The sequence below is a fragment of the Actinomycetota bacterium genome (assembly GCA_030776625.1).
Taxonomy (GTDB): domain Bacteria; phylum Actinomycetota; class CADDZG01; order CADDZG01; family WHSQ01; genus MB1-2.
Genome location: JALYHL010000010.1, coordinates 84100 through 107631, shown reverse-complemented (window position 1 = coordinate 107631; position 23532 = coordinate 84100). Strand labels below are relative to the sequence as shown.

Genomic DNA, 23532 nt, shown 5'->3' with positions numbered 1-23532 from the left:
CTCGAGCCGTTGCTCCCCTGGCCCTCACTGTGGTTGTTCGACTGGTTCGAGTTGTCGTTGTTTCCCTGGCTGCCGTGACCCTTACTCATGTGGCGCTTGTGCATGTTGCCCTTGTTGCCGTGGCCCTTGTTGCCGTGGCCCTTGTTGCCGTGGCCCTTGTTGCCGTGGCCCTTGTTGCCGTGGCCCTTCTTCATGTGGCGCTTGTTCATGATGCCCTTGTTGCCGTGGCCCTTCTTCATGTGGTCCTTGTCCATGTCTCCAGCTTCGGAGCCCTCGCTCATAGAGCCGCTGCCCTGGCTCGTCATCCCTTGCTGCTCTGCCTCGTTGCCGGCCGCGCTGCTCAGAACCGGGAACGACAATGCTGCTATAAGCCCCATCACGAACAGCACCGACGAAACGGCGCTCGTCTTCTTCACTAACAACCTCCCTGGATCGACGTCTATGAACGACTCAGGGCTACGGTGCCCACCGATCCGGTGCCAATCCCGGACATTTGGCTTCAAATGTGCCGTGGCGCGCTTGAGCGCGTTCCGAAAGGCGATAGGAGACGAACCCTTTACTCCGGACGCTGATCGCGCGGCACGACCCGGACGGGGGTTCGAAGGGTCGGCGCGTAGCCTGCAGAGCCGCGATCAGTCGCTGAAGACGGCGGGGTCGCGGCGGCGCCGGTCGATGCGGACGTCGAAAACGTCCGGGCGGCTGTAGTGGCCGGTGGGGTCGAAGCTCTGTCGCTCCCGTCGAACCAGAGCCAGATCTATGTCTGCCACGATCAGCCGTTCTTCGTTCTCGACCGGCTCCACGACCCAGGTCCCGTCGGGGGCGGCGATGGCCGAACCGCCGTTGTAGTAGAGGTTGTTGTCTTGTTCCTCCAGTAGGTCCCGAAGGGGGAAGTCGGTGGGGACGTCCTCGAGCGCCAGCACGCCGCACGCAGCCAGCGAATAGACGCGGCCCTCCAGCGCGATGAATCTGGCGATGTCACGAGTTAAACGTGTGGCGCCCGGCCACACGCTCACGTGCAGGTCCTCGCCGCCGGCGTACAGCGCATGACGAGCCTGCGGCATCCAGTTCTCCCAGCAGTTCAGCCCGCCGACCTTCCCGCCTGCGAGGTCGTGGACCCGGAGTCCGTAGCCGTCACCATGCCCCCAGACCAGCCTTTCTTCATACGTCGGGACCAGCTTTCGATGGCGTGACACGATCCCGCGACTGGGATCTATGGCGAGAAGGGTGCAGAACACGGTCCCGTGGGCTGCTCCGCTACCTCTCTCGGTGATCCCGAGGTAGGTGAAAACTCCGAGATCGGCTACAGCTTCGGTGATCTCGACGATCTCCGGCCCGTCGATCTCGACCGCAGCGTCCAGGTAGTAGGCGTACGCGGCCTTTTGCCGGTCATCGTTGAAACGAGCGCCGTCGGTCTTCTCGACCCAGAACGGGTATCCGGACAAGAAGGTCTCGGGGAAGGCCAGGAGCTCTATCTCTTCGGCGGCCGCTTCCTGCAGGAACGACAAGACCTTCTTCGAAGTCGCGGCGGCGTCTAGCCATACCGGGTGAGCTTGCGCCGCGGCGACCCTCATCACGGACATGGCGTCCGATTACCCGCGACAGCGTCATGCGAATCCCGTCGCGACGAAACGTTGACAGGTCAACCGCGCGCCGCAAGACCTACGTCTAACTGACTCAGGAGGCAGAATGAGCCGATGCCAAAGGACGCGACGCTCAACGACGTACTGACGCTCATCCGCGAACGAGACGCTCAACTTGTCGAGGTTCTTCCGGAGCAGGAGTTCAAGGAAGAACACCTACCCGGCGCGATCAACATCTCTTTGAAGAAGTTGAGCCGACAGACGGCTTCGGTACTCGATCCTGACCGCCCGATCATCACGTACTGCTGGGACGACCTCTGAGACATGAGCCCGCGGGCTGCGTGGCAGCTCGAAGCGATGGGATTCAAGGAGGTCTACGACTTCGTCGAGAGCAAGGTCGAGTGGATCGTTAACGGGCTTCCACTGGAGGGAACGGGACCGCATTACCCGCTCGCGGGCGAGGTCGTGAACCGCGGCGCGGTGGCCCTCCCTCCGACAGCGTCGGCTCGCGACGCGGTCGAACTGATGGAGGCGCGGGGACAGTCGTACGCGGTAGTCGTGAACGATGCAGGGATCATCCTCGGCCGCGTCCGCGCCAACAAGATCGACCCCTCCGATCGGCCGGTGTTCGACGTGATGACGCCGGGGCCGACCACGGTGAGAACCGTAGAGCCGCTCGAACCTCTAGTCGAACGCATGCAGAAGGCCGGAGTCCGAACGATGCTCGTAAGCAACAAGCACGGACGTCTGGTTGGAGTCCTAGACCGCGACGAAGCTGAGCGATTCATCCAGCGGAAGGACGACCGCCTCAGCCATCCTTGATAACGCGTGGACATCCAGGACTTCGTCACCAGCGGCGGCGGTTCGCCCACCGTCGCCACCGGTCCCTTGACACCGGACCCGGTAAATGCGCGATGCATTTAGCGCGCGCTGCGTTCACTTCCTGTCCTAAGCTCTCGCAGGTCCGACAGAAGAGAGGGGGCTCATGCGCCGCAAGATCTTGCTGATCATGAGTTCGGTAGTGGTCGTACTCATCCTGATAGCAGCACCCGCGCAGGCGTGTGAGTCGGGGTCGTGGATCACGTCGGACCCGGGCAGTGGCGACAGCGGCACCGTCGTAACGGTTGAAGGAGGCGGATTCGAAGCCGGCAGTGTCACCTTGCGGTGGGACGCCTCCGCCGAGTCGGGTGGCGCGGTCCTGGGTCAGGCTCCAGTGGGACCCGACGGCAGCATCCGGACCGAAGTAACGATCCCAGAAGCATCGCCGGGGGAGCACAAGATCGTCGCCGAGCACGACCAGGCCGGCGGTCAGGTCACTCATCCCGAGTCGTGGGAGTACTTCACCATTCCCGGTGCCCCTCCCGCGCCCGCTGACGAGCGGCCGAACGAACAGCAACGACCTCAGCGGGCGGAACGTCCAGAGAAGCCCTCAGGCACCGAGGAGGAACCTGGGTCGGGAAAGCACGTGACGAGCCGCACCGGCATCCAGACACAGACGGTGGCGGAGCCGGCCGTCGTAACTCCTGTGGAGACCGGCATCATCGCGAACGAGCACCGGCACGAGACCAAAGTCGCGCGCCCCCTAGGACCTGTGGTTGAGAAAACGGTGCCGACGACGCCGTTTGATCGCCCGTTGCGGGAACCAGACATGGTGGCCGTGCCGGTGACGGAGGCCGCCCCCGCGGCGCGCGAGCCAGGAGGGAGTGACCGGAGTCTCCCCTGGTGGTTAGCCGCTGCCGTAGCCACGCTTCTTCTGCCTCTGATCGCTCGTCGCATGCGGTCGTCGCGCCCGGACGAAGCCGATGTACTCGCGATGCCGGTGCCAGGACCGAGACAGGAGGAAAGGGACGTCGCATGAACATGTTGAAGAGCAAGGGAAGGATCGCGGGGCGGCCAGTTCTCGTAGGTCTCGTGGTGATGGCGCTGCTGGGTGGAGCTCTGTCGGCAACAGCACGGATGACAAGTAACAAGGCGCCGCGAGGGTTCTCGGGAACCTTCAGCCTGTTGGCGATGGTTCACACGACCGAGTACAACAACGAAGGCCTGGAATCTGAGCAGCCCATCCCCTGGGACGGGACTCGGCGGCCCGGGGGGCCATTCGTCTACGCCTCGATCCCCTGTAACGGGAACGCGCCGCTCAACAACATCTCGACCGACCTGACCACCTACAACACGAGGCTCCCCGGCAGCCGTTCGCCCGCATCGACCCGAAACCACCCGTTGAAGTTCCATGTCGTGAAGAACCGCGACGGAAAGCTCCGCCTGCGGGGGCGTGTCGTCCTGACGGTTTGCCAACTGAAGCCTGGCGTAACACCTACACCCGACCCCGTTCCGGATGCGGAGAAAGAGAAGGTGTACTTCCGCTGGAACGCGAAGTTCAAGCGGACCTCACCGGAGGAGGTTCGCTGGATCGGAAAGTTCAGGCTCACCGGAGGAACCGGTACCTACCAGGACCTCACGGGTGAAGGCGACATCGCGGGCTACTTCTTCTGTTTCGCGGCTGAGGGATGCGCGACGCTCGGCGAGTTCCGCGACGCCCAGTACACGATGTCGGGGACGTACCACGACCCGACCATCCCCCAGCCGGAGCCGAGCTCAAGTCCCAGTTAGCCCGCGTAGAGCAAACGGCACAAAAGAGGCTGCCCCTCGGGGCAGCCTCTTTCTTTTCGGGACGATCTACATCAAGCGCTGGACGCGTTGACTCTCCCGATCATCTTCTCGGCGATCTCTTCCACGGCCTTCACTACGTCTGAGCTCGGATCGAATTCCAGTGGCGCGACGCCTGCTCGCTCAGCGCGCCCAAGAGTCGCGTCGAACGGGATGATCGCGAACAGCTCCATATCGCGCTGCTCACAGAACTCGGCGATCGCATCCTCGTCGGCTTGCGTTCGCACCTTGTTCGCCACAACGACGACGTTCGGGATGCCAAGCTCCTTCCCTAGCTTCGAGTAGCGCCGCGCCGTCTCCAGAGACTTGAAGTAGGGCTCGGCCACGACCAGTTGCAGGTCGGCGGCCTCGACCGTGGCGCGGCTGAGGTGCTCGGGCGACGCCTCGGCATCGACGAGCACGAAAAGGTCCTGCTCGGGTAGCTCGTGTAGGAGGCCACGGACCGTGGCGTGGGAGGAGCACATTCAGCCGGTGCCCGCGCCTCGCACCTCCCCCACCATCATCAGGTGGACGTTGTCGGGCCCCTCTAGGGAGAACTCCTCGGTGACCTGCGCGACCGGCCGCGACAAGCTCAGCCGCGTTTCACCGTTCACCCTCTTGTGCTCCATCAGGCCGTGCGGCAGCGGCACGAGGCGCTCGAACGCGTCCGGCCCCATCCCGAGAGTCAATGCGAGGTTCGGGTTCGTATCCGCATCTATCGCGAGCACCCGCAACCCGCTTCGACCGACGATGCGCGCGAGCGTGCCGGAGAGGGTGGTCTTTCCCGATCCGCCTTTACCCGATACGACGACCTTCATGAGCGGAGGATAGAACGGCGGAGCCAGGAGCCGGAACATCGTTAGGGTCACTTCGTGCGGGTGGCGGTGGTCGGCAAAGGCGGAAGCGGCAAATCCATGGTCGCCGGGACGATGGCGCGCCTTCTCGCGCGACGCGGACACCGGGTTCTCGCTCTCGACTCCGACCCCATGCCGGGGCTTGCGATCAATCTCGGGCTCGGCCCCCTCGACACGCCGATGCTCATCGACGCAGTCGAGAAGAACGAACAAGGTCGGTGGCAGCTGAAGAAAGGCATAGGTGCGGCCCGAGCGGTCCAGCGCTACGCGGTCACAGCACCGGACGGGGTGAAACTGCTGCAGTACGGAAAGGCGACCGAGGAGGGGCTGGGGCCGATCCTTGGCTCGATCAATGCGTTTAACGCGGTGGCTAGCCGCCTTGGACAGAGCAACGTCCTGCGAGGTTGGACCATCGTAGGAGATCTGCCTGCAGGTCCGCGGCAGACGGCGTTCGGCTGGGCGCCGTATGCAGACGCCGTGTTGGTGGTCGTGGAACCGACTTGGCAGTCGATCCTGACGGCCCGGCGTGTCGCTCGGATAGCTCGTCAGCGTGGAGAGGTAGAGGCGCTCTTCATTTTGAACAAGGTGTGCGACGAACAGGACGTGCTCACCATTCGGGAACGATTGGGCGAATCAGCTTTCGCTGCCGTCCCGCTTGACGACGCAGCTCGCGAGGCTGACCGTCGCGGCCTCGCGCTCTTGGATGTTGCTCCGCAGTCATGCGCCGTGCGAGCGATAGAGCTTCTCGTCGATCGACTCGAGGAGCGTAGTGTCGAGCGCTGCAAAAGAAGTGAGAGGCGGGTGAAGCGGCATTGAAGATCGTCGTAGCTGGCAAAGGTGGATCGGGCAAGACGACCATCTCAGGAACCCTCGCGCGCGCGTTCGCCCGACGCCAACACGCAGTAGTTGCTGTCGACTGCGACACCAACCCGATGCTCGGCGTGTCGCTCGGGGTCGGAGCGGAGGAGACGGACCGTCTCGTGGCCGCGCGTCAGGCCGTCGAGGAGGGAGCGGCCGAGCACCAGCCAACCATCGGCGGCATCGTTAGAACGTTCGGCACCGACGCCCCGGACGGGGTCCGGCTCGTGGTTGTCTCCCGGATCGACCAACCCGACCCTGGCTGACCCTGATGTGGCGTCTCGCCTGAGCAGTTGCTTAGGGAGCTAGAGGTAGATAGCGGGGTCGTCGTTTCCGACCTGGAAGCCGGCGTCGGCACGTTGGTACGGATGTCACCGGGCGTTGCGGACCTAGCCATCGTGGTCGCGGAGCCCACGGTCCGGTCGATCGAAACAGCGCGGCGCGCCGGGGTCATCGCCGCCAACCGCGCAGACGTCGTTGTGGTGGCGAACCGGATCACCTCCGAGTCCGACGCCGAGATGATCCGATCTCAGCTCGGCGACTACGAGATCTTCGTCGTCCCGGACGACCCCGCGATATCGCGAGCAGATAGAGAGGGGCTAGCGCCGATCGACTTTGCGCCAGACTCCCCCGGAGTGCGCGCCATAGCGGACTTGGCTCACAGGATCGTCGATGTCGAGGAGACCTAACTACGTGAGCGCGTCTTCTCCTCCATCTTCGCAAGAGACTCGTACCGCCCGATGAATCCCCGGATGACGCGCGCCGTCTCCCGGAGCGTCCCCGCCCACGCGTGTAACCACTCCACGCCTTCTTCTGTAGTTCGATAGGTCCGGCGCGAAGGACCAAGCTCAGACGGCTCCCAGTTCGACGCCACCAGGCCCTCTTGCTCCATCGCCCGTAGCGCGCGGTACAGCCCCCCCGGATCGATCGCGTTGAGCCCGAGCTCGCCCAATCGCTCGAGCAGGTCGTAACCATGCGACGGACGCTCCGAAAGCAGCAGTAACAGACACGGCCGGATGAAGTTCTTCGGCAGCCCTATGGAGAGCTCGTCCATCTCGCGGTTCCTTCGAGTCATCCCGCTTTCCTAATGCTCGTGATGGCGGTGAACCGCGGCCCGGGTTTCGACGCAGGCCTCGGCCTCTTCGGGCGAGGCGTGGCACCAGCAATCGGCGCCACATTCGCCGTGCCCCGGCTGCGTCAGATCGGCGAACTCCTGTGCGAAGACCCGGCCCCCGTGCTCGCGCCCGGCATCGGTGAGCTCGAAGCTGCGGTCACCGGTGACCTGCAGCAGTCCCTCGTCTACGAGCTTGCCGAGATATCGCAGGCCTACCTCAGCATCGACGCCGAGGAACCGTTCGAGCAGCTCCGGCGTCACCGTCTCGCCCAGCCCCTCGCCCTGGATCCAGAACATCACCTGCAGGATCTCGTCGCGCCAGAACAGGGCGCGCAGAGCCTCCGACTTCGGGATGTGCAGCTTCTCCATCGGGCCGTCCTCGTGAGTTGGTGTGGCGAGAAGTCTAGCGCCGGTAAGGGCGTCGCACACATACCGTCGTATCGTGTCGGCGTGGAATTCGACAACGTGCTGGATCGTCTGGAAGAGCTTCTCCATGAGGTCGAGCAGCTGGACGAACCGGTGCGTGACCGTGTCTTTGAGTTGCTCGACGGTATCGACCTGCTCCACCGCACCGCGCTCGGACGCCTGGCCGAGCATCTGCCCGCCGAGACCCTGCACACCCTGCGCGAGGACCCGACCATCGCGTGGATGCTGGACGCGTACGGCGTCGGTGTAGACGAGAAGGCAGCGGCGGAGGCAGCACTGCAAGAGATCCGCCCCTACATCGCCTCCCACGGTGGCAGCGTCGAGGTCCTCGATGCCAGTGGAGGGATAGTCCGGGTCAAGCTCGCAGGCGCATGCTCTGGCTGCACCGCATCCGCGGTCACGCTGACGGAAGGGATCGAAGCCGCTCTGCGCGACAACTTCCCCGCGTTCGTAGCGATGGAAGTCGAAGATGACGATGCCCCGGCACACCCTCCTCCCGGGGCGACGCTTCTCCAGATCCAGCTGGGACCGCCCGCGTAACGCTGCACTAGATGCGGCGCTCATATAGGATGTGTCGATCTGCCGAGCTGCCGATCGGAGGGTAGACCTGGACGCAACGTCTGGTGCCGCAGCGGTGTGGTGGTCGATCGGGATAGGTGCACTCCTTCTGGTTGTCATACCTCTGGTTGCCTTCCTCGCCCATCGCATGCTCGGTCACATCGCGGAGATCAAGCGCTACGCCGATGACGTCCTCGAACACGGCGTGGGCGTCACGAAGAACCTCGCGCCGGTGCCCGCACTGCTGGACACGCGGGAACTCGTCAAGAACGTCGGCGCGGGCTTGGGCACTTACGCGGGCTCCGTTGACGGGATGCTCTAGGAGGGCGAGATGAACATCTACGGCATCCTCACGCTCGTCGGCGTCGCTCTGTTGATCGCCGCCCTCGCCGCTTACCTCCTCGCGGCCCTTTACCTGCTACGCAAGACGCTGTTCACTCTCGGCACGATCAACGTAGGTCTGCGCTCGATAGCGCTGCGGGTCGAGCCCCTGGAGCCGGTGCTGAGCGAGATCAACTCCGATCTAAGCGGAGTCCGCGACGCCCTGACGGAGGTTGTGACGAAAGAAAGGACGCCGGCCTAATGCCTTACGAATTCGTCTGAAAAGACGCGGGGGCCATCAGTTGCGGTGGCCATATCAAAACCGACAGCGAAGAGGACATGAAGGCCCAGCTGCTCGACCACGTCGCCAAGAAGCACGGCGTAACGGAGGCGAACGACACCTTGGTCGATTACCTGTTGACGAAGGTGAGCACCGGCGAAGGCGGCAAGAAAGACCTCAAGTTCTAGAGCGGGCATCTCACGATCCAGACCACTCGATCCCGGCGCCGCGAGCGATAGCGAGGACCTCTGCAACGGCTGAGCCTACGGCGGCTTCTACCTCAGGAGACAACTGCTCGCCCAGCCAGTCCACCTCTCTCGGCTGGCAACCGACCACCCATAGCGCTCCGGGCAGTGCACCCAGCGCCTGTGCCAGCATGAACGCGCGCTCTGGCGTGGCGTAGTGCATGTCGGCTAGCTCCTCCCGCCGTTCCCAGTCCGACAGCGAGAAGACGTCACGGACGTCCGGGCGGATGACGAGCACGGTTCCCGGCGGTCGCCCGAGATCCACGGCGTCAACCACGACCAGGTGGTCGACCGGCTCTCGGAGTAGCTCTTGAACCATGTGGATCCCGCCGATCCCGACATCCATCACCGTCACCCCGTCCGGCAGTGGCGCCGCTTGCAGGCGTTGAGCGACCCTCACGCCGAAGCCGTCATCGGCCCGCAGCGTGTTTCCCACGCCCGCAACGAAGAACCTCACGCTCGTAGGATGACACCGTGCAGCGCGAGCACATAGACGAGGCACTCGAGGAGCTCGAACGCCGGCTCCAGATCTATCGGACCGACCGCTATCCCGTACAGCACGCGACCGCCCAGTTCCACAGAGGCGTCCTCCTCCTGCAGCTGGATGAAGCCGAGCCGGCGCGAGATGCCCTGGCATCGGCAACGTCGCTCTTCGACCCCACCAAGCTGCCCGTCGAACACGCGAAGGCGACCAACATGCTCGGAGTCGCCTTCCGCGGGCTCGGCGAGGCTGAACAGGCCTCTACTTGCTTCGAAGCTGCCGCGTCGGCATTCAACGCGGCGGGCCTCGAGCTCGAGGAGGGCGCAGCCTTGTTCAATCTGGGCCTAGCGCGGCGAGAGCAGGGTGACCTAGACGGTTCGGCCACGGCTTTGCGCGGTGCTCACGCCCTGCTAGACAAAGAACGCGTCCCGGGTCAAGCTGCTGCCGCGGCGCGCGAACTAGGCGCCACGCTGCTGGGAGCGGGGGACGCCACAGCGGCGGTCCCCTTGTTGCGAGAGGCCGTCTCTCTGTCTGGTCGCGCTAACGATGAAGCGGGCGTCGGAGCGGCGTCGAACATCCTGGGCCTGGCGCACCTGGCGAATGGTCATCCGGAAGCGGCGCTCGAAGCACTGCGCGATGCGGTTGCGGCCGAGCCTCGCACCCTGCGACCGCGGACCCACGCGGTCGCGAAGTCGAACCTCGCGCTCGCATTCGAGGCCGCGGGGAACCCCGCCCGCGCCCGGCTCGCAGCGCAACAGGCAGCCGCCGTACCGGAGGCTCCCGAGCCTGCGGGTCGACAGGCGGAGGCGGTGCTCGAACGTCTCGCTTCTGACGCGCCTGCGGTGATCCTCGTGCTCGAGGAAGAACTCGCTGCTCGGTGGCCGCGCATCCTCCACGAGGAGCTGTTGCGGTGGCTCGACCTGGACCCTGAGGCTCGGGTAGCGGAGGCGAACGCTTTCGTGCAGGCACTCGTCGAGCGCGAGGACGCGGCAGAGAAGGTGGCGGAGGCATGGCTGACGGCGCTACTGGAGCTGCCACCCGCCGAGATGCACCGGATCATCCACGCGTCGCTGGAAGCGGCCGACACACTTTCGTCTGAGGACGCGGGCAGGTGGCGCCACCACACGGGCCGGGCGATGGTGCGGTTTCCGGTCCCCCAGTGGGACAGGTTGCGGTCGACCTTCAACAGCGTCGCCGCGTCGTTGGGGCAAGAGCCCGCGTGGAGCTGAACGAGGACCTGTCGCTCGCGGCTCTGGCGCCGGTGTTGCCCGGGCGCGAGATCCGCTCGTATCGCGCGCTGTTGTCGACGGAGGCGGACGCACTGGCGTGGGCGCGGCAGGGCGCGAGCGCGGGTGCGCTCGTCGTCGCCGATTACCAGGCCTCACCCCGCGGTCGCGCCGGGTTCGAATGGACTGTCACGCCCGGAAACACGCTGGCGTTTTCGCTGGTGGTGCGTCCAACGATGAAGCACGAGCGGGAGGGCTGGCTCTACACCGCCGCGACCACCGCGCTCGGCGACGTGATCGGCGAGGCCGCCACGATCGAGTGGCCCGACCGCGTCTACCTGGACGACGAGCTGGCGGGAAGCGTCGGCGTCCACGCCGAGCTCGGGCCAGCCGTCGTGCTGTGGGCGGTCGTCAACGTGCTGATCCCGCATGCGGAGCCGCCCCGAGGACCCTTGTTGGCGCGGTTGGTCGAGGCCATCGAGGGCCGTATCGCTGCTCCGACCGACGAAGTTCTGCGCGACTACCTGCCGAGGCTACAGACGGTAGGTCGTGGCGTCCGCGCGCGGATGATCCCGATGGGTCCCGCGGGGCCACAGGTCACCGGCACCGCAGTCGGGTCGCTCATGGACGGGGCGCTCCTACTCGAGACGCCGAGGGGCAACAAGGTCGCCATCCGCCCGCAGAACCTCGGGATCCTCGAGGAGTGGAACGGCAACGATCAGGATGCGGCGCCGACCTCCGCCCCCTGAAGCCGGTCGAGCTCCTCGATCAGTGCCCACCACAGCCCCCAGTCGAGGTGGTTCATGCCCTCTCCGGTCTCGCCTGCGGCGATCGCCATCCGCAGCCGGTCGCGTCGTGCGAATGTCGCGCCCCATGTCCCGTTGAGCTCGGCCGAGCGCAAGTCGATCAACAGGTCCTCGAGCGCGGACAGTGCCGGTGACGGAACTAGGCGTTGCTCTGCCAGCATCTCTCTCAGACGGTCCGTGAGCTCGAACAATGGGACGCGCCCGATCTCCAACCGGACGAGCTCGATGACCGTCGAGAGCGCGGCGCGAGCCTCTTCGCTCAGTTCCTCCGACGGCTCGGTACGGGCCGGCTCTACCTCGATAACCACCGTCCGTTGTGGCAGTGCCCCGAATCCTCGGACCACGTCTGTTGTCAGCTCCAGGTCCACGTATCCCACGACGGCGTCGCCTACCGACCGCTGAACCGCGTCGACGTCGACGTCGCCGGACGAAGGCTCCAGCCGGCGACGCTCCACCGTTCCCGCAGGGCGCCCGCGCTCTTGGGTGCCGACAAGGATCAGCATGTCCGGGCGAACTTCCTCCAAGAGCTGCACGACTGCAACGGCGCCGTAGTAAAGGTCCTCGACCAACACGTCTGGACCGAGCTCCTGCGCGCGCAGCATCTCGACGGCTAGACGGCCGAGGTCGTGGTCACCCTGGTAGAGCTGGCTCACGCCCCCGACCAGGATCGTCATCCCGCTAGAGCGACGGCTAGTCGGCTCCGCAAGAGCAGGTATTGACCTCCCGCACGACCGTCCCCGCGCCCGTGTGAACGTGCGTCGTGCACGGCATGCACGGGTCGAAGCTTCGGATCGTCCTCAGCATGTCGATCCCGGTGAACCGAGACGGATCCGAGACATCTTCGATGATCGGCGTGTTCATCACCGCTTCCTCGTACGGCCCGGGCTGTCCCCATGGATCGCGAGGCGAGGCGTTGATCGTCGACGGGGTCGTGATCTGGTAGTTCGTGAGCTTTCCGCGATCCATCGAGAGATGGTGAACCAGCCAGCCTCTGCCCGCACCCCACCAGCCGATCCCCCGGCGCTCGTCCTTCGGGATCGCCCGCTCCAGCTCACCCGGAGTCATGGCGGAGACCCGGTGCTCGCCCTGTTTGAAGAGCTTGTAAGCCTCCATCAAGCTCGCGAGCCCAACCAGCTGCGACATCAGGTAGTGGTAGGCGCGGCCACGGTTGCGCTCCAACGCGTTCCACTGCTCGGGGATCCGCCACTCGACCTCGCTCTCCGGCGTTAGCCCCTTCGGCACGTGCATCCTGATGCCGTTGCCCGTCGCCTCGATGAAGTCGTTGCGCGGCTGCTTCTGCGCCATCGCAGTCGCCTGGAGACGGACGTAGCACCCGGCCTCGACGACGTGTCGGTCCCAGCGCGGCGCGGTCGCCCACGTGTACTTCTCTTTCCAGTTGCGCCCCTGAGGCTTGGGCAGAGTCTGCTTGTTCCACGGGTGGTACGGGCTGAGCGGGTTCCCGTTTGGATCCGTGGGGTAACGGTCGCCCTGCCACTGCTCGTAATACGAGTGCTCGACGAACTCCTCGAAGCCCATATTGATCTGCGTGAAGTTGGTGGTGACGAGCTCGCCATCGATGATCACCGCGGGCGTCGACCAGCGGCGCTGCCCCCACGCGTCGCAGTTCTGGTAGGTCGCGTCGTACGCGTAAGGATCGTCCCAGTAACCGGAGTCGATCATGTTCGTCGGCCGGGCGCCCACCTGCTTGTAGCGCTCGTCCGCCGCGTAGAAGAAGTCGACGATCTCGTCCCAGACCCCCATCATCCGCTGCGCGTAGTCGAAGATGCGTCCGAGCTTCGAGTGGTACTCGTTCAACGACTGCATCGTGAGCGTCGTCGACATCCCGCCGGGGATCACGGTCTGTGGGTGGGGGTACTTGCCCCACAGGATCACGCACATCTCGCGCGACAGCCTGGTGAACTCAAGCCCCTCGCGGTAGAGCGCCCCGGTCAGAGGATTCAGCGCCGACATCAGATCCGCCATCGTCTTGAAGCCGTGGCTCTCCTGGTGCTGGCACGTCCATGCCTCCGCCTTCGGCCACAGCTCGGGGTTGGATTGGCGGATGATCGCTTCGGAGTAATCGGGGCCGGCAAGCAGGTAGAGGTGCAACGGGTTGTCGTAGCCCATCTCGGCCGCCTCCCCCATGTTCCGAACGACGGTGCCGAGCGGAGGCGGACAGATGCCCATCGCCATCTCGATCGCGTATGCAGATGCGTGGGCGTGCACGCCGCCGCAGACGCCACAGGCCCGCGACGAGATGTTGGTCGCGTCGCGGGGGTCACGCCCCATGAGGATCACCTCGTATCCGCGGAACAGCGTCGCCTGCGAGTGCGCCTGCACGTAGCGGCCGCTCTCGAGGTCAGCGGTCATGTGAACCGCAAGCGCGCCGGCGATGCGGGTGACCGGGTCCATGTTGATGTCTTTGATGTGGCCGTTGCGCGCCATGAGTCGCTGGATCTCGGCTTCTCGTTCGGCGTCGCTCTGAGCCACGTCCGGCTTCGCCGTCTGCAGCGACCAGGGATCGGCCACTCCCTCTCTTAGGGAAGCATTCCCGCGCTCGTCGAACTCAAGGGGCAGGTTCTTGAAGCACATCTAACGATCCCCCTTATCGTCGGCAGCCGCCACCGCGGTCGCGGCGCGCGCCTCTGCTTCGAATCTCTCCTCTGAATCCGGATTGCGCGCATACGTCCACTCGTCGCGCTTGCCCCACACCTCGCCCGGGTTCTTGCTGGTGTCCGTCGAGCGACGGAGCCGGTCGTAGAACTTGTGCACGGTGTTCTGAACCGCGTTCGGCTCGTTCTTCTCTCGCGCCCAACCGCTAGGGACGTTCTCGTGAAGGTCCCAGCGCACCTCGCGGTTGAGGTGTGCATTCGTGTTCCGGCGCAGAGGCCGGACGACGCTGCCGAGCAGCCGCGCCGCGGCGGTCGAGGCAAGCGATCCAGGCGGCCTCTTGTAGAAGGGGGTGAACTTGTCGGGGAAGCCCGGCATGGTGCACCCGATACAGGCGCCGCCGCTGTTCATGCAGCCCCCGACGTGGTTGATCATCCCGCGCGACGTGATGTTGCAGTTGACCACGGGACCCCAGCACCCGATCTCCACCAGGCACTCTGGATCCCCGAACGTCTCGGCGTACGTTCCCTCTTCGTAGTAAGCGCCACGAACACAGTGGCGGTGGACGGTCTCGCCGAAGAGCCACGCGGGACGCCCCAGCTCGTCGAACTCTGGCAGGGGGCCGAACCCTTGGAGGAAATACAGGACGGCGGCGACGGTCTCGGTGAAGTTGTCGCCGATCGGCGGACACCCCGGCACGTTGACGACCGGGACGCCGAACGCGCTGCGGTAGTCCTTGCCGAGGAAGTCCATCAGGCTCATCGCGCCGGTGGGGTTCCCGTTCGCCGACGGGATGCCGCCCCAGGTCGCGCACGTGCCGATCGCGATAGACGCGGCGGCACCCGGAGCGAGGCGAGCGATCCACTCGTCGGCCGTGACGTGGCGCATCTCGCCGTCGCGGCCCCACGGCTCTTCGCCCTGGGCGGCCCAATAGCCGTGGCCGCGGCCTTCGTCGGAGCCGCCCTGCAGCATCGCGGCGACCTCGTCGCTGATCGATCCCTCGAGGACGATCGCGTAAGGCGCGTCGAGCGTCCCGCGGATGGCATCCTCCTGCGCCTTCACGTACCACGGTCCGGCTTCGACGTTCAGCACCGGGTGATGGAGGATCACCCGCGGTAATCCCGGGTGCGCACCAAGCAACAGACTTTCGACCGAAGGCGCCTGCGCGCCCGTCACCGCAACGGAACAACCATCGCAACTCATGCCGGCGAACCAGAACACGTGGAGCTTCTCGAGGGGGCCGAGTCGGCTCGTGCGGCCGGCGGTGGCGGTCGGTGCGAGCATGTCCTCCATCACCGCGCGGCTTGGCAACCCCATATGCCCGATCTCGTCGAAGTCGTGCCAACGATCTACGGGACCCAGAACATCGAGGAGCCGCTGAGCCGGTGTCTTCACGGTTTCGGTTTGTGCCATCCCACTCCCCCCGGGCTATGTGACGAGCGCACCTAGGGTACTTGGTTTCGCCTCCGTACGGGGGCCATCGGACTCGTGGCGGCGATCGGGCCATGTGTATGCTTCGGACATCTAGCGCAAGGGGGTCCCGTGGTCTCGGCTGCAACCGATATGACCGGCTGGTGGGTGGGCTACGGCATCGGCGCGCTCGTTGTCGTCATCGTGGTTGTGGTCGTGGTAGCGATCATCGCGACCGCCCGGAAGATCGCGGACGTCGCCGAAGACGGCACGCGTTCGCTGATCCTCGCTCGGGATCGCACCGAGGTGCTGTGGCAGGTGGCCACCACGAACACCGTCGCGAACGACCTCCTTCAAGGTGCGATGAAGGCACGCGAGGCGCTCGGCGGTGGCAGCAGCAACGGCGAGCCCGCGCCCACGATCGATCCCACCACCGCGATCGGCACACCGAGGGGGCTCGGCGGGGCCGCATCCGGGCTCGCGGGACACGACCCTCCACAACATCCTTCAGGAGAGGAGCGTCGATGAATCTCGCTGCACTTCCATCCGACGTGCAGACGATGTGGTGGATAACCCTTGGCGTCGGCCTGGTGATTGCGCTCGTGGTGGTGTTCTTGCTCCACACGCTTCTGCGTGAGGTTCGCCGCATCGACAGCAACGTGAAGACCCTCTGGAGCACGGCGACGATGGTGGCCCGCAATACCGCTACGACATGGCTGCTCAACGACACCGCCGACGAGCTCGAGGCGATCAAGGCCGAGGCGCTTCGTCATGACGAGCTCTTGAACAAGGTGACGTCGTCGTGACCACGCTGCTGGTGATCCTCACCGTCGTCGAGATCGCGCTCGTCGTCGTCGTACTGGCCGCCTACGTCATCGCCCTCACGCGAGAGCTCAGGAGCATCTCGACGACCTTGGGAAAGGTCGCCTTCGGGGTTCGCGCGGTGGAGTCTCAGACCGGCGCCATTGGTCCCTCGGTGTTGCGGATCAACAAGACGCTGGGCGAGATCGAAGCGGCGCTCGGTCCGATCGCCGAGAAGGCAGCGCGAGCAGCAGCGTCGCGCTAAGCGTCTCCTTCACGAGCAACAACAGCCGCGTCGATCAGACGACGAAGCACGTGGTATTGCGACGCCTGGGCCTCCTGGATGCGCGGGATGTAGTCGCCGGTGATCGAGTGGGTGCGGTCGCACACCTCCGCGAGCCGGCCGCCGCCGTAGCCCGCGAGACCAACCGTCAGCAGCCCCCGCCGCTTCGCCTCTTCGACCGCAGCGACGACGTTGCGGGACCCGCCGCTCGTAGAGATCGCGATCGCGACGTCTGACTGGTGCGCATGAGCGATGACCTGTCGCACGAAGACGTTCTCGAAGCCCACGTCATTACCCAACGCGGTCATGACCGCTTCGTCATTCGTCAGTGATACCGCCGGGACGGGCTTCATCCCCCGCGGTGGGCCCACCAAGTCGCCCACGAGGTCTTGGGCATCGGTGGCGGAGCCGCCGTTACCGAACGCGAGGACTTTGCCGCCTGCCGACACGCGCTCCGCGATCAGCCTCGCCGTCTCCGTCAGAGCCTCCGGCTCGATCGAAGAGGCCCGCATGGCACAGACGTCGGAAGCCTTGTCCACGACGGACCGCTCGAGCTGTGTCAACACTGTATCCAGACCTTTCTCCTGCTCTGCGAGGAACGGGTACAGGAAACTGGAGCGCCCGGTGTGATGCGTGCTGCGTTCGTCACGATCGTCCAGCAGGCCCTTGTGCTCGAAGAAGACGTGAACGAGTTCCCACACCAGGTGGTACAGCGTCTCCTGGACCTCCTGAACGATGAAACGGTCTCGCGAGGGGACCTCGAAGACGTGATCCGCGGCGGCAGCGGTGTCGGAGGCGCCAAGGGAGAGCGTCAACATCCCCAACGCCGATGCTTGTTTGAGCGCGGCAGCAACGGCTTCCCGGCCTGGGTCTTCAGCGCCGTGGACGATCCCGACGGCGACGTCCTGCTCCCGAGCCATCAGCTCCAGACGGCGCGCGAAGAAACCCGAGGCGTCGGTCAACGCCGCGCCAAGCGCGGACACGTCGTTGACCAGAGCGAGGGCGGGAAGAGCTCGTTTCCCGACGATGACCGGGTGAACGAACTCGACCGAAAGATGCTGGGCGTCGGTAGCGGCGGCACCAGCACCGAACGCGATGAGGCGTCCTCCTCGTGCGAATCGGCGCGCCATGTCGTGACATAGCAGCGCGACAGCCGCAGCTTCCGCCGAAAAGAAGGACCTCACCAGGTCGTCCCGGAGCGCGTATTGCTTCCGCACGAACTCCGGGGCCGACTTCGACATGCGGTTCAGCAGATCCTGGGGAGAGGGTCCCCGATCAGCATGTCCATGATGCGTGTTCCGCCGAACCCGGTCCGGACGAGCACCATCCCCTCGGGTTGCTCCGCAATCTCACCGATGATCGCCGCGGCTGTCCCCAGCGGCCGCCTCCGCAGTGCAGCAAGGGCGACATCCGCGGCATCAGCCGCGACCACCGCGAGGACCTTCCCCTCGTTCGCGACGTACATAGGATCGATACCGAGGATCTCGCACGCCCCCTTCACCGCCGGCTGCAGCGGAACCGCATCCTCGTCGAGGATGACGCCGACGTCCGCATCGTGGGCGAGCTCGTTCAACACCGTTGCCACTCCCCCGCGCGTGGGGTCCCTCATCACTCTCAACGACGGACCTACGGACTCCATCAATGCGTCGGCAAGCTCCCATACCGGCGCGCTGTCGGACGAGATATCCGCATCCAACTCCAGGTCGCCTCGCGCCAGCATCACAGCGGTCCCGTGGTCGCCGATCGTCCCCGAGCACAAGATGCGGTCACCCGGACGGATCGACGTCGCGGACAACCGGCTCCTGCGGTCCTTGACGCCGACTCCCGCGGTCGTGATGTACATCCCATCTGCCTTGCCGCGCTCGACCACCTTTGTGTCACCCGTTGCTATGGGCACGCGGGCGCGTTCGGCCGCGGCCGCCATCGCCGCCACCTCGGCGCGCAGGATGTCTGCGTCGAGCCCCTCCTCGATGATGAAAGCCGCGGACAGGGCGACCGGCCGCGCACCGCTGACGGCGAGGTCGTTCAGCGTCCCGTTGACCGCGAGCTCGCCGATCGAGCTTCCCGGGAAGGACAGCGGCTTCACGACATAGGAGTCGGTCGTGAAGGCGATGCCGACCCCTTCCACGTTGAGGGTGGCAGCATCGGCAAGCTCCGCCAAGGCTTCGTTCGCGAAGCTGGGCTCGAACAGACCCGACACCAGCGTCTGCGTAGCCTTCATCCCCGCGCCGTGCGCCATCGTGATCCGCTCCTCGCGGAACCGCGGCTTGAGCTTGCGCTGCCGCTCGATCCGGGCCAGGACCTCTTGCTCGAGATCCGCCACCGCGTCGCCTAGGCTCCCGTGCGCTCTTTGGACCGCGCGAACCGGCCGAAGTTGTAGTACGCCGCGCAAGCTCCTTCGGAGGACACCATGCACGTCCCGATCGGAGTCTCCGGTGTGCACGCAGTTCCGAATACCTTGCACTCCCACGGCTTGATGACCCCCTTCAGCACCTCGCCGCACTGGCAGGCCTTCGGGTCCGCGACGCGGACCCCCGGCACGTCGAACCTCAGCTCCGCGTCGAACTCTGCGAAGTCGTCCGACAACCTGAGCGCGCTCTGAGAGATGAAGCCCAACCCCCGCCATTCGAAGTAAGGCCGCAGCTCGAACACCTCCTGCAGCACCTCCAGCGCTCGCACGTTCCCGTCCCAAACCACGGCTCTTGCGTATTGGTTCTCGACCTCGGCCCTGCCGTCCGCCAGCTGCTTCATGATCATGTAGATCGACTGCAACAGGTCTAGAGGCTCGAAACCTGCAACGACCACGGGTTGGCCGTAGTCCGCGGGAATGAACTCGTAGGGCCTGCAACCGACGACGGTGGAGACGTGGCCCGGCCCGATGAAGGCGTCGAGACGCAGGTCGGGAGACTCCAACAACGCCTTGAGCGGCGGAACGATCGTGACGTGGTTGCACATCACCGAGAAGTTCTTGATGCCTTCCTTCCGTGCGCGCAGCAACGTGAGTGCCGTCGAGGGAGCAGTGGTCTCGAAGCCGATCGCGAAGAAAACAACCTCCTTGTCGGGGCTACACCGGGCGATCTTCAACGCGTCCAGGGGCGAATAGACGAAGCGCACGTCGGCGCCTTCGGCCTTAGCGTCCAGCAGAGAACCGGCGCCGCCCGGAACGCGCATCATGTCGCCGAAGCACGTGAAGATCACATCCGGGCGACGCGCGATCGCCATCCCGTCGTCGACGCGCCCCATCGGGATGACGCAGACGGGGCAGCCGGGCCCGTGGACGAGCTCCACGGTCTCCGGAAGATGGTCCTCGATCCCATGTTTGTAGATCGTGTGCGTGTGGCCGCCACAGACCTCCATGATCTTGTAGTGACGTCCGGGCTCGGCCAGAGCGGCGATCTGCGTCGACAGGCTGCGGGCCAGCTGCGGGTCGCGGAACTCGTCGAGGTATCTCATCTCGCGTCATCCTCCAACCGCGCGATGGCAACGCCGCCATGTACCAGCAACCGATCTCCGACGGCGATCGGAGCAACGAGCTCCACCCCGACCTTGCCTTCCGACCCGTGGTCGTCACGACAAAGCGCATCGGGCTCGGTCGCGGTAACAACAGTCACCGGGACCGCAACATCTCCGCAGGTGAGACATCCGTCCACCACAGCGCACACCGCTCCGTACGACTGTGGATCGACGAGCGGCAACGACGCATCAGTCATGCGATGTCCGTCGTCTTCAGCTGGTCGAGCTCGTCTTCGTAGTCCTGCCCCAGGCCCTCGAGAAAATCCAGCGTCGATGCAGCCTCGTCCGCGTCCATCTTGGACATTGCGAACCCCACGTGGACCAGGACCCAGTCGCCAACGCGAACGGCGTCGGTTCCTTGGAGCAGACCGATGTTTACGTTGCGCTTCACCCCGCCCACGTCGATCTTCGCGATGTCGTTGTCCGGATCGACGATCTCAACGATCTCACCCGGGATGCCGAGGCACACGCTTATCCCCCCAAGCCGCTATATGTCCCGAACATCTTCGCGCACGTGGAGCATCTACCGGGTGCTCGGGGAGGGCTGTCGAAACCTGCCACGATCCTCGCTAGCCAGCCGCGCGTTGGCCACCACCGTCTGACCCAGGCTGATGCCGCCGTCGTTGGGCGGAACCTGCCGGTGCACTAGCACCTCGAACCCTTCGGCCTCGAGATAGGCGCGAGTGCGACTAAGCAGCAGCAGGTTCTGGAAGGAACCACCCGAAAGCACGGCGGTTGCGATCCCGTGCTCCACCCGGACCTCGGACGCCGCCGCCGCGACCACCCGCGCGAGACCGTTGTGGAACCGCGCCGAGACGATCTCCCCCGGCTGTCCCCGCAGTAGGTCTTCCACTACGGCCGCCACGAGATCACTCCCGTGGATCTGGCCTCCAGAGAGGGTGCAGGGATAGGAGTCGCTCACGCTGGCGTCGGCCATCTGCTCCAGCGCCGCGGCCGCCTGCCCCTCGTACGAAACGGTATGGCGCCCGGCCACGATCGCGGCGACGGCATCGAACAGTCTGCCCGCGCTCGACGCCAGTGGTGAGTTGATGTGGTTCGACGCCATCTTCAAGATCGGTTCCCACGATGAGGCCGTCGTCCTCACGACGTCGAGGCCGAGCTCCTGCGCGCGGCCCCCGAAGAGACGATCGAGGTAGACAGCTGCCATCCGCCACGGCTCCTTGATCGCCGCCTCTCCGCCGGGAACGGGGACGTACTCGAGATGGGCATGGCGCGAGTACGCCGCGAGGTCGCACACGAGCAGCTCGCAACCCCACAGGGCGCCGTCGTCCCCGAGACCCGTACCGTCAAGAGCGAGCCCGATCACGTGACCCGATCGTCCGTTGTCCGCCAAGCAGGACGCGATGTGCGCGTGATGATGCTGAACCGCCACCAGCCGCGCTGAGTCCTGTCTCGATGCCCACTTCGTCGACAGGTAGTCGGGGTGCAGGTCATGAGCAATGACTTCAGGAATGATCCCGAACAGGGTCGTGAAGTGATCTAACGCGTCTTCGAAAGCGACCATGGCCTCGTAACTCTGGAGGTCCCCGATGTGCTGCGACACGATCGCCCGGTCCTGCGTGCCGAGGCAGAAGGTGTGCTTCAGCTGAGCCCCGGCCCCCAGAACAGCGGCCTTGAAGGGCGGATCCACATACACCGGCGCGGGGACGAGGCCCCTGCTTCTCCGGATCGGATAGATACCCCCGTCCACCACACGGACGACCGAATCGTCGCATCGCATCCGGATAGGGCGATCGTGTGAGAGAACGGCGTCAGCGACAGGACCTAGGCGCTCACGAGCGTCGTCGTCGGCGTAAACGATGGGCTCCTCGGCGGTGTTGGCCGAGGTCATCACGACCGGTCCCCCCACCTCCGCCAACAACAGGTGGTGCAGCGGCGTATAGGACAGCATCACTCCTACGTAGCGATCTCTGGGCGAGACCGAATGCGCAAGGCCCGAGCCGGCGCGCTTCTCGACCAGGACGATCGGGCGCCGGTCCGACGACAGCACCTCCACCTCCTGAGGCGAAAGGTCGGCGAGCGCTTCTGCGTCTCCGATCGTGGCGACCATCACTGCCAGCGGTTTTTGCTCGCGGCCCTTGCGCCGGCGCAACTCGGACACAGCCGTCTCGTTCACGGCATCGCAAGCGAGGTGGTAGCCGCCCAACCCCTTGACCGCGATCAACGAACCCTCTCGGATCATCCGAGCCGCCTCGGAAAGTGCGGGATCGCCGACGACGACGTCGGCCGAAGCGAGGAGCGTCAGCCGCGGGCCGCACTGCGGGCACCCGATTGGCTGAGCGTGGAAGCGGCGATCGGCTGGAGATGTGTATTCGGCCGCGCATGCAGCGCACATGTCGAACGAGCTCATCGTCGTGCTGGGTCTGTCGTAAGGAACCGAGGCGACGATAGTGAAACGCGGGCCGCAATTCGTGCAGTTGATGAACGGGTAGCGAAAGCGCCGATTGCTCGGATCGGTCATCTCCGACAAACACTCGTCACAGGTAGCTATGTCGGGCGAGATGGGCGCAGCCGCGGACCCGCTCGCATCGCTGGCTCTGATCGTGAACCCGTGTCCGTCGCCGGGCGCAACGTCCTGGGACGTCACGGAAACGACCACAGCTAACGGTGGTGCATCGTGCGTGAGTGAGGCGTAGAACCGTTCGACAGCCTCGGCCTCTCCCTGCACCTCCGCCACTACACCGCCGCCGTCGTTCAAGACGAAGCCCGCGAGATCCAATCCCGTGGCGAGCCTGTAAACGAAGGGTCTGAACCCGACCCCTTGAACGGTTCCGCGAACGCGGAACCGTTTCCTGACGAGAGACTCAGGACGCATCCGGTCATCGTCGCGCCCCGGAACGCTTCGACGGATCAGCCACGGCGCCGTTCGCGCAGATGCTCCCGTCGATCGCGGGATCGCAGCCGCAGATCGCGGCCCCCGCGATGTCTTCTAGTTACCCGCCACGCGGCAGGGCGAGCAAACGCCCTCGCTCATCGCGAAGCCGTCCCGACGAGAGAGCGGCTCCTGGCAGCGGCGGCAGTCTCGCCCCGTCTCGATGCCCGCCATCGAGCGCATCACGTTCCATACGGTTAGTTCCATACCTGTCTCCGATCCACGCCGAGCACGGTGGGAGGCTTGTTCCTCCGTCGCTCCTGCTCGGTCCCACACTTCGCGCAACCAGGCTCGGCCTCGAATATTCCGGGCGGAGGATCCTGCCCCTAGTCCTCGCAGCGTCGCTACGACTTGACCAGTCGTTCGATCGCAGCCGTCGCCTCCGCGACCATGTCGTCCTTGCCGCCGTGCCCACCCGCTACGCAGTGCCTGATGTGGTCGTCGAGCAGTGCGATCGCCGTCTTCTTGAGCGCGTTGTTGGCGGCGCTGATCTGCGTCAGGATGTCGATGCAGTAGGTGTCTTCCTGCACCATCCGCTGAAGGCCCCGCACCTGGCCTTCGATACGCCGCAGACGGGCGAGGACATCTTCCTTGTGGCCGTAGTAACCATGCTCCATCTCGTTCTCC

At 65.3% G+C, this 23532-nt stretch carries 34 protein-coding genes; 16 read left to right on the top strand and 18 right to left on the bottom strand.

Features of this window, described 5'->3' with window-relative positions:
- Nucleotides 1-416 (bottom strand): hypothetical protein (locus M3N53_14310; GenBank protein MDP9069498.1); only part of this gene is annotated, 416 nt, incomplete at its 3' end.
- Between the two features lie 216 nt (nucleotides 417-632).
- Complete coding sequence (locus tag M3N53_14305; protein ID MDP9069497.1) at nucleotides 633-1580, bottom strand: carbon-nitrogen hydrolase family protein; 948 nt, start codon at nucleotides 1578-1580, stop codon at nucleotides 633-635.
- A gap of 114 nt (nucleotides 1581-1694) precedes the next feature.
- Here M3N53_14305 and M3N53_14300 point away from each other — a divergent pair, with 114 nt between their 5' ends.
- From M3N53_14300 to M3N53_14285, 4 genes are all read left to right on the top strand, one after another.
- Nucleotides 1695-1901: a rhodanese-like domain-containing protein gene (locus M3N53_14300; GenBank protein ID MDP9069496.1), complete on the top strand. Its 207-nt coding sequence runs from the start codon at nucleotides 1695-1697 to the stop codon at nucleotides 1899-1901.
- Between the two features lie 3 nt (nucleotides 1902-1904).
- On the top strand, nucleotides 1905-2402 hold the full coding sequence (locus M3N53_14295) for a CBS domain-containing protein (protein MDP9069495.1): 498 nt from the start codon (nucleotides 1905-1907) through the stop codon (nucleotides 2400-2402).
- A 163-nt stretch (nucleotides 2403-2565) separates the two neighbouring features.
- The gene (locus M3N53_14290) at nucleotides 2566-3438 is read left to right on the top strand and encodes a hypothetical protein (GenBank protein ID MDP9069494.1); all 873 of its coding nucleotides are present in this window, start codon (nucleotides 2566-2568) and stop codon (nucleotides 3436-3438) included.
- A complete protein-coding gene (locus tag M3N53_14285) occupies nucleotides 3435-4190 on the top strand; it encodes a hypothetical protein (GenBank protein MDP9069493.1) in 756 nt (251 codons plus the stop codon). The genes M3N53_14290 and M3N53_14285 overlap by 4 nt, the downstream gene beginning before the upstream one ends.
- 71 nt (nucleotides 4191-4261) lie before the next feature.
- Here M3N53_14285 and M3N53_14280 read toward each other — a convergent pair whose 3' ends face one another.
- Together M3N53_14280 and M3N53_14275 are read right to left on the bottom strand one after the other, a co-directional pair.
- On the bottom strand, nucleotides 4262-4711 hold the full coding sequence (locus M3N53_14280; GenBank protein ID MDP9069492.1) for a hypothetical protein: 450 nt from the start codon (nucleotides 4709-4711) through the stop codon (nucleotides 4262-4264).
- Complete coding sequence (locus tag M3N53_14275; GenBank protein MDP9069491.1) at nucleotides 4712-5044, bottom strand: AAA family ATPase; 333 nt, start codon at nucleotides 5042-5044, stop codon at nucleotides 4712-4714.
- 54 nt (nucleotides 5045-5098) lie between these two features.
- Here M3N53_14275 and M3N53_14270 point away from each other — a divergent pair, with 54 nt between their 5' ends.
- The 3 genes from M3N53_14270 to M3N53_14260 are packed head-to-tail and all read left to right on the top strand — an operon-like array spanning nucleotide 5099 to nucleotide 6627.
- On the top strand, nucleotides 5099-5896 hold the full coding sequence (locus tag M3N53_14270) for a hypothetical protein (protein MDP9069490.1): 798 nt from the start codon (nucleotides 5099-5101) through the stop codon (nucleotides 5894-5896).
- Nucleotides 5893-6204 carry an AAA family ATPase gene (locus M3N53_14265; protein MDP9069489.1) on the top strand — a complete coding sequence of 104 codons (312 nt, stop codon included), beginning with the start codon at nucleotides 5893-5895 and terminating at the stop codon, nucleotides 6202-6204. The genes M3N53_14270 and M3N53_14265 overlap by 4 nt, the downstream gene beginning before the upstream one ends.
- 27 nt (nucleotides 6205-6231) lie before the next feature.
- Nucleotides 6232-6627: a hypothetical protein gene (locus M3N53_14260; protein ID MDP9069488.1), complete on the top strand. Its 396-nt coding sequence runs from the start codon at nucleotides 6232-6234 to the stop codon at nucleotides 6625-6627.
- Here M3N53_14260 and M3N53_14255 read toward each other — a convergent pair.
- Together M3N53_14255 and M3N53_14250 are read right to left on the bottom strand one after the other, a co-directional pair.
- A complete protein-coding gene (locus M3N53_14255; GenBank protein MDP9069487.1) occupies nucleotides 6624-7013 on the bottom strand; it encodes a helix-turn-helix transcriptional regulator in 390 nt (129 codons plus the stop codon). The genes M3N53_14260 and M3N53_14255 overlap by 4 nt on opposite strands.
- A gap of 9 nt (nucleotides 7014-7022) precedes the next feature.
- Nucleotides 7023-7421 carry a hypothetical protein gene (locus M3N53_14250; protein MDP9069486.1) on the bottom strand — a complete coding sequence of 133 codons (399 nt, stop codon included), beginning with the start codon at nucleotides 7419-7421 and terminating at the stop codon, nucleotides 7023-7025.
- 81 nt (nucleotides 7422-7502) lie between these two features.
- On the opposite strand from M3N53_14250, the gene M3N53_14245 reads away from it, so the two are divergent.
- From M3N53_14245 to M3N53_14230, 4 genes are all read left to right on the top strand, one after another.
- Entirely contained in the window at nucleotides 7503-8018 is a 516-nt protein-coding gene (locus tag M3N53_14245; protein MDP9069485.1) for a NifU family protein, read from the top strand.
- A 31-nt stretch (nucleotides 8019-8049) separates the two neighbouring features.
- Complete coding sequence (locus tag M3N53_14240; protein MDP9069484.1) at nucleotides 8050-8358, top strand: hypothetical protein; 309 nt, start codon at nucleotides 8050-8052, stop codon at nucleotides 8356-8358.
- Nucleotides 8359-8367: 9 nt separating this feature from the next.
- On the top strand, nucleotides 8368-8619 hold the full coding sequence (locus tag M3N53_14235) for a hypothetical protein (GenBank protein MDP9069483.1): 252 nt from the start codon (nucleotides 8368-8370) through the stop codon (nucleotides 8617-8619).
- Between the two features lie 77 nt (nucleotides 8620-8696).
- Complete coding sequence (locus tag M3N53_14230) at nucleotides 8697-8825, top strand: hypothetical protein (GenBank protein MDP9069482.1); 129 nt, start codon at nucleotides 8697-8699, stop codon at nucleotides 8823-8825.
- Between the two features lie 10 nt (nucleotides 8826-8835).
- Here the strand turns inward: M3N53_14230 and M3N53_14225 are convergent, their stop codons facing one another.
- A complete protein-coding gene (locus M3N53_14225; GenBank protein ID MDP9069481.1) occupies nucleotides 8836-9339 on the bottom strand; it encodes a hydrogenase maturation protease in 504 nt (167 codons plus the stop codon).
- A 17-nt stretch (nucleotides 9340-9356) separates the two neighbouring features.
- Between M3N53_14225 and M3N53_14220 the strand changes: the two genes are divergently transcribed.
- Together M3N53_14220 and M3N53_14215 are read left to right on the top strand one after the other, a co-directional pair.
- On the top strand, nucleotides 9357-10592 hold the full coding sequence (locus M3N53_14220; GenBank protein MDP9069480.1) for a tetratricopeptide repeat protein: 1236 nt from the start codon (nucleotides 9357-9359) through the stop codon (nucleotides 10590-10592).
- Nucleotides 10583-11338 carry a hypothetical protein gene (locus tag M3N53_14215; GenBank protein MDP9069479.1) on the top strand — a complete coding sequence of 252 codons (756 nt, stop codon included), beginning with the start codon at nucleotides 10583-10585 and terminating at the stop codon, nucleotides 11336-11338. The genes M3N53_14220 and M3N53_14215 overlap by 10 nt, the downstream gene beginning before the upstream one ends.
- On the opposite strand, the gene M3N53_14210 is transcribed toward M3N53_14215, so the two are convergent.
- The 3 genes from M3N53_14210 to M3N53_14200 are packed head-to-tail and all read right to left on the bottom strand — an operon-like array spanning nucleotide 11308 to nucleotide 15289.
- Nucleotides 11308-12069 carry a hypothetical protein gene (locus tag M3N53_14210; GenBank protein MDP9069478.1) on the bottom strand — a complete coding sequence of 254 codons (762 nt, stop codon included), beginning with the start codon at nucleotides 12067-12069 and terminating at the stop codon, nucleotides 11308-11310. The genes M3N53_14215 and M3N53_14210 overlap by 31 nt on opposite strands.
- Nucleotides 12070-12085: 16 nt before the next feature.
- Complete coding sequence (locus M3N53_14205) at nucleotides 12086-13987, bottom strand: nickel-dependent hydrogenase large subunit (protein MDP9069477.1); 1902 nt, start codon at nucleotides 13985-13987, stop codon at nucleotides 12086-12088.
- A complete protein-coding gene (locus tag M3N53_14200) occupies nucleotides 13988-15289 on the bottom strand; it encodes a hydrogenase expression protein HypE (GenBank protein MDP9069476.1) in 1302 nt (433 codons plus the stop codon).
- 258 nt (nucleotides 15290-15547) lie between these two features.
- Here M3N53_14200 and M3N53_14195 point away from each other — a divergent pair, with 258 nt between their 5' ends.
- The 3 genes from M3N53_14195 to M3N53_14185 are packed head-to-tail and all read left to right on the top strand — an operon-like array spanning nucleotide 15548 to nucleotide 16481.
- On the top strand, nucleotides 15548-15943 hold the full coding sequence (locus M3N53_14195; GenBank protein ID MDP9069475.1) for a hypothetical protein: 396 nt from the start codon (nucleotides 15548-15550) through the stop codon (nucleotides 15941-15943).
- On the top strand, nucleotides 15940-16221 hold the full coding sequence (locus M3N53_14190) for a hypothetical protein (protein MDP9069474.1): 282 nt from the start codon (nucleotides 15940-15942) through the stop codon (nucleotides 16219-16221). Before M3N53_14195 ends, M3N53_14190 begins: the two co-directional genes overlap by 4 nt.
- Nucleotides 16218-16481 (top strand): hypothetical protein, encoded by a 264-nt coding sequence (locus M3N53_14185; GenBank protein ID MDP9069473.1) that lies wholly within the window; start codon nucleotides 16218-16220, stop codon nucleotides 16479-16481. The genes M3N53_14190 and M3N53_14185 overlap by 4 nt, the downstream gene beginning before the upstream one ends.
- Here the strand turns inward: M3N53_14185 and M3N53_14180 are convergent.
- The 8 genes from M3N53_14180 to M3N53_14145 form a co-directional block, all read right to left on the bottom strand.
- A complete protein-coding gene (locus tag M3N53_14180; protein ID MDP9069472.1) occupies nucleotides 16478-17740 on the bottom strand; it encodes an SIS domain-containing protein in 1263 nt (420 codons plus the stop codon). The two genes, M3N53_14185 and M3N53_14180, sit on opposite strands and share 4 nt — an antisense overlap.
- 5 nt (nucleotides 17741-17745) lie before the next feature.
- The gene (gene hypE, locus M3N53_14175) at nucleotides 17746-18738 is read right to left on the bottom strand and encodes a hydrogenase expression/formation protein HypE (GenBank protein ID MDP9069471.1); all 993 of its coding nucleotides are present in this window, start codon (nucleotides 18736-18738) and stop codon (nucleotides 17746-17748) included.
- A gap of 92 nt (nucleotides 18739-18830) precedes the next feature.
- A complete protein-coding gene (gene hypD / locus M3N53_14170; protein MDP9069470.1) occupies nucleotides 18831-19952 on the bottom strand; it encodes a hydrogenase formation protein HypD in 1122 nt (373 codons plus the stop codon).
- Nucleotides 19949-20209 (bottom strand): HypC/HybG/HupF family hydrogenase formation chaperone, encoded by a 261-nt coding sequence (locus M3N53_14165; GenBank protein MDP9069469.1) that lies wholly within the window; start codon nucleotides 20207-20209, stop codon nucleotides 19949-19951. The genes hypD and M3N53_14165 overlap by 4 nt, the downstream gene beginning before the upstream one ends.
- Nucleotides 20206-20481: a HypC/HybG/HupF family hydrogenase formation chaperone gene (locus M3N53_14160; protein ID MDP9069468.1), complete on the bottom strand. Its 276-nt coding sequence runs from the start codon at nucleotides 20479-20481 to the stop codon at nucleotides 20206-20208. Before M3N53_14160 ends, M3N53_14165 begins: the two co-directional genes overlap by 4 nt.
- 54 nt (nucleotides 20482-20535) lie before the next feature.
- Complete coding sequence (hypF, locus tag M3N53_14155) at nucleotides 20536-22848, bottom strand: carbamoyltransferase HypF (protein MDP9069467.1); 2313 nt, start codon at nucleotides 22846-22848, stop codon at nucleotides 20536-20538.
- Nucleotides 22849-22962: 114 nt separating this feature from the next.
- Complete coding sequence (locus tag M3N53_14150; protein MDP9069466.1) at nucleotides 22963-23112, bottom strand: hypothetical protein; 150 nt, start codon at nucleotides 23110-23112, stop codon at nucleotides 22963-22965.
- Nucleotides 23113-23249: 137 nt separating this feature from the next.
- Nucleotides 23250-23522, bottom strand: a complete 273-nt coding sequence (locus tag M3N53_14145; protein ID MDP9069465.1) for a metal-sensitive transcriptional regulator — start codon at nucleotides 23520-23522, stop codon at nucleotides 23250-23252.
- Nucleotides 23523-23532: the final 10 nt, after the last annotated feature.

Coding starts and splice junctions, on each gene's coding strand:
- M3N53_14305 (MDP9069497.1), bottom strand. CDS start 1,580: ATGTCCGTGATGAGGGTCGCCGCGGCGCAAGCTCACCCGGTATGGCTA.
- M3N53_14300 (MDP9069496.1), top strand. CDS start 1,695: ATGCCAAAGGACGCGACGCTCAACGACGTACTGACGCTCATCCGCGAA.
- M3N53_14295 (MDP9069495.1), top strand. CDS start 1,905: ATGAGCCCGCGGGCTGCGTGGCAGCTCGAAGCGATGGGATTCAAGGAG.
- M3N53_14290 (MDP9069494.1), top strand. CDS start 2,566: ATGCGCCGCAAGATCTTGCTGATCATGAGTTCGGTAGTGGTCGTACTC.
- M3N53_14285 (MDP9069493.1), top strand. CDS start 3,435: ATGAACATGTTGAAGAGCAAGGGAAGGATCGCGGGGCGGCCAGTTCTC.
- M3N53_14280 (MDP9069492.1), bottom strand. CDS start 4,711: ATGTGCTCCTCCCACGCCACGGTCCGTGGCCTCCTACACGAGCTACCC.
- M3N53_14275 (MDP9069491.1), bottom strand. CDS start 5,044: ATGAAGGTCGTCGTATCGGGTAAAGGCGGATCGGGAAAGACCACCCTC.
- M3N53_14255 (MDP9069487.1), bottom strand. CDS start 7,013: ATGACTCGAAGGAACCGCGAGATGGACGAGCTCTCCATAGGGCTGCCG.
- M3N53_14250 (MDP9069486.1), bottom strand. CDS start 7,421: ATGGAGAAGCTGCACATCCCGAAGTCGGAGGCTCTGCGCGCCCTGTTC.
- M3N53_14235 (MDP9069483.1), top strand. CDS start 8,368: ATGAACATCTACGGCATCCTCACGCTCGTCGGCGTCGCTCTGTTGATC.
- M3N53_14230 (MDP9069482.1), top strand. CDS start 8,697: ATGAAGGCCCAGCTGCTCGACCACGTCGCCAAGAAGCACGGCGTAACG.
- M3N53_14210 (MDP9069478.1), bottom strand. CDS start 12,069: ATGACGATCCTGGTCGGGGGCGTGAGCCAGCTCTACCAGGGTGACCAC.
- M3N53_14205 (MDP9069477.1), bottom strand. CDS start 13,987: ATGTGCTTCAAGAACCTGCCCCTTGAGTTCGACGAGCGCGGGAATGCT.
- M3N53_14200 (MDP9069476.1), bottom strand. CDS start 15,289: ATGCTCGCACCGACCGCCACCGCCGGCCGCACGAGCCGACTCGGCCCC.
- M3N53_14190 (MDP9069474.1), top strand. CDS start 15,940: ATGAATCTCGCTGCACTTCCATCCGACGTGCAGACGATGTGGTGGATA.
- M3N53_14180 (MDP9069472.1), bottom strand. CDS start 17,740: ATGTCGAAGTCGGCCCCGGAGTTCGTGCGGAAGCAATACGCGCTCCGG.
- hypE (MDP9069471.1), bottom strand. CDS start 18,738: ATGGCGCACGGCGCGGGGATGAAGGCTACGCAGACGCTGGTGTCGGGT.
- hypD (MDP9069470.1), bottom strand. CDS start 19,952: ATGAGATACCTCGACGAGTTCCGCGACCCGCAGCTGGCCCGCAGCCTG.
- M3N53_14165 (MDP9069469.1), bottom strand. CDS start 20,209: ATGACTGATGCGTCGTTGCCGCTCGTCGATCCACAGTCGTACGGAGCG.
- hypF (MDP9069467.1), bottom strand. CDS start 22,848: ATGCGTCCTGAGTCTCTCGTCAGGAAACGGTTCCGCGTTCGCGGAACC.
- M3N53_14150 (MDP9069466.1), bottom strand. CDS start 23,112: ATGGAACTAACCGTATGGAACGTGATGCGCTCGATGGCGGGCATCGAG.
- M3N53_14145 (MDP9069465.1), bottom strand. CDS start 23,522: ATGGAGCATGGTTACTACGGCCACAAGGAAGATGTCCTCGCCCGTCTG.